At 59.8% G+C, this 2,828-nt stretch carries 2 protein-coding genes; both read left to right on the top strand.

What is annotated here, in order from left to right; genetic code table 11:
• The coding region (locus PLJ71_21440; GenBank protein ID HQM51254.1) for a hypothetical protein at positions 1–2,217 on the top strand (2,217 nt) is incomplete at its 5' end.
• 135 nt (positions 2,218–2,352) lie between these two features.
• A partial coding sequence (locus tag PLJ71_21435) for a hypothetical protein (protein HQM51253.1) occupies positions 2,353–2,828 on the top strand: 476 nt, incomplete at its 3' end.

Here is a 2,828-nt window from a genome sequence, read left to right as displayed (position 1 = left end):
CAGGCAGCTCCCTCCGATGGAACCATCAGGGAAATGCCCGCCGGATTGTACGAGGCAGGCAGGGAACCCTGGAAGTACTTCTCGGAATACTACCCCAAGGGAACCAAGCTCGCGATGCTCGTACTCGATTCTTCGCACATGTACGGAGACGGCGGCGCTATCGTGCCGGCATTCGCTTGGATGGCTGAACAGGCCGGATACGCGTTTGACATCTACTGGGCGGAGTTCGACGACATCCGCTGGAACAAGTGGCCCTATTTCGGTTGCCGTGTGCTCGAGCAACTGCTCATGGTCAACTCCTATTTCGACGTGCTGTGGTGCACATTGGGAAACCATGCCCGCGCAATGCTCGAACCGGTCAGCTCGATGGCGGAGTCTCTGCGCTTTGACAACTATCTGGACCTCTACGCACAGCTCATGAAGCGATGGGGAATCACAAAGACCGAGGCCGTCTACGTTCCTCACCAACACCCCTATGATCAGTCCCTTGCGATGAACAGAGAATCGATCCCATACGCCAGGACCGCATACGGCGTCATGGGCGAGATTGCCGACTGGACGAAGGCAAGCGACAAACAGTATCCGGTCTGGTATGGCAGCGCCACATACCCTTCACGCACGCGTGAAATCTGGAACGATCCAGCCGGAAAAGCCCCAGGCTTCTTCGGCCGTCTCAACTTCTACCTGTGGCCGGACGTGTACTTCTCGCGCAAGCTCGCGTTTACCGACCGCGTCCCGCTGGCCGAGGCTGTCGAACGGTTCGGGCTTACGCAGGTTGACCTGTTGCACACGCAACCCGCCGAAGTTCCCGCGGGGGTGCAGGTGCGAGTTGTGGATCAGACCGCCGAAAACGACCGCGCATGGGACCTTACCTGCCGGGTCTTTCAACGCTGGGAACACGAAGCGAGAGGGATTGCCTACGGCATCCACCAGGCGCACTCGTTTGACCCCGGCTATCTCGGCTGGCTCATTCGCAGCCGTTGCTTGGCGGTCTACGATCCCTACTGGATTGAGTACATGCCGAAGGCGGTAGAACTGGCCAAGAAACTGGGCAACCGGCATATGGTGTCGGCCGGGGATGAATGGGACCATTTTCTGTGGCCCTACTGCATCCTGCTGGGCGCCGGCCGGCTCGACGTACCCGCTTCGGCCCGCGTCCCCAGCATCAAGCGCGCGATGCGCCTGGGGTTCTCGAGCCCGGAACGCGCCCCATGGGAAAGCGAGCTGTCCGACGACGAACTGAACCACAATGCCGGCGAGAACAAGATAGCCGTATGTTATACGTTCGGAACAAACGAACTCGGATACTGCGAGAGCTTGCCGGTCCTGTTCGAGAATATCCGCGCGATGCGGCTCAAGATCGGCCTTGGCTACTACCTGCCGCATATCGAATATTGCCCCGAATGGTATCACAAGCTTTTCACTGTCCACTTGGCGGCGCATATCGAACCCATGATGCACTACTGGGGCGTCAGCGCGTTCTTTCCCAACGACAGCGTCTGCCACGCGTTCACCCTCGACGACTTCCGGACAGAAATGGAAACCGCCAAAGCGGAGTGGATTCAGCGCATGGGACGCGAGTACCTGCCCCTGGGCTATCTGGGCGGCCAACTCGAGTACTTCACGTTCGGCTCGGAGTGGGATGGCGGCGGCTACGCCAACCCTACCACATGGAAGGTCACGCGCACAGGCGCCACCGTAGACTGGCGCGATTTCGTTGACTGGCCCGGATACCAGGCGTACCTCAAACGACGCGAAGAGGTGCGGCAGGCCAAGATTCGGATGGTCAAAACGCTGGGTTACCAGTACTACATCGGCGAGCGCAAAAACTCCTTCGACGGGGATTTCGTGCATATAGGCGCGCAAGGATTCCACGCCGCGAGACCTGAGGTTGAGGCCAAACCCTGGAAACAGACCGCGGGGTTCTTTGCGGTCAAACACGACCTCGGGCTGACCTACTGCCCGGGATACCAGGGATTCGCCGCGGTCAATGTCGCCCGGCTCAGTGCCGCCTATCACTGGGCCAAGCAGCTCGACACGCTTAAATGGTTTGCCGACGGCGGGAAAGATGGCCGTTTCTTCCTGGTCAAACCCAACGAGCTTGCGCGGTATCTCCGCCTGCTCAAAGCCCAAGGCAAGTTTGATGATTGTTACGAGTACTACACCGCCCGGATCGGGCGCGACACCTTTCTAGACCCCCAAGGCGCACCGTTCTGATCAGAAAGATAGCACTTCGAAACGGAGCGCAGGAACCAGGCTCCCCGCAGCAAGATTGTCCAGGGTTTCTTATCTCGAGAGACCGTGTATACTCACGGAAGATCTTTCAACGTCATGAAATGAGGGAGAACCATCATGTCGAGCTTTCTCAAGTGTTCTTGTGCTGCATTGTTCCTTCCCGTTGCAGCGTGGCGGGCCGAAGCCGGGATTATCGACCATTGGGGGCCGAGGCCCGCCTCGCCCGCGGTCGTAAACCCGGCCGCGCTTTCGCCGCTTCAGCAAATCATATCGCTGCGGGGCGAGTGGGATTTCGTGACCGATCCGCGTCTGATCGGCCGCCATCGCATGGGCAAAGGACCCGGATGGAACGAACCGGATTGGACGAATGCGCGCAAGATCTCAGTCCCCGGCTGCTGGGAAGCACAGGGGGTCGGGGAACCGGGGATGAGCCAGGAATGGGGGCTGCCGTTCGATTGCATCCCGCGCCCTCTCAACCATGTCTACATGGGCACGGCGCGCTACAGGCGCTCGGTCGACATTCCGGATGCCTGGGCCGGAAAACGCGTCTGGCTGAAGGTCGGAGGCGTGCGAACGGAGGCGTGGTTCTGGGT

It is taken from the genome of Candidatus Hydrogenedentota bacterium, assembly GCA_035416745.1.
Classification (GTDB): Bacteria; Hydrogenedentota; Hydrogenedentia; order Hydrogenedentales; family SLHB01; genus UBA2224.
Note: the sequence above shows the minus strand (reverse complement) of the source record. Positions and strands in the feature narration are given on the sequence as shown.